Below are 282 nucleotides of genomic sequence, written 5' to 3'. Positions count from 1 at the left end.
CTCTAACAGGCGAATTTGCTCGTCATTGAGCTCAATGGTCTGCTCACGGTGGGTTTTCTCGAGGCGCAACAAGCGGTCGTGTTTGGAGAGCAAGTCGTGACGTTGCCACACGCCACGCACGCCGCCGGCACTGACATTGATGCCTTGCAGAGCCAGTTCTTGGGCGACCCGCAGCGGGCCATGAGTTGGTCTGGTGAGGGAGTAATCGAGTATGGCCTGTTCAATCTCGGGAGCGACCCGATTGGGATGAGCCCCTTTACAGCCGGGCAATTTGTCGAGCAA

At 57.8% G+C, this 282-nt stretch carries 1 pseudogene; it reads right to left on the bottom strand.

The features are described from left to right. Positions 1-282, bottom strand: a pseudogene (locus tag L972_RS21025) (IS481 family transposase); the annotation flags it as partial.

Source organism: Aeromonas sp. ZOR0001 (assembly GCF_000801015.1).
Lineage (GTDB): Bacteria > Pseudomonadota > Gammaproteobacteria > Enterobacterales > Aeromonadaceae > Aeromonas > Aeromonas veronii.
The sequence above is the reverse complement of the archived record's forward strand: the minus strand, read 5'-3'. Positions and strand labels throughout refer to the sequence as shown.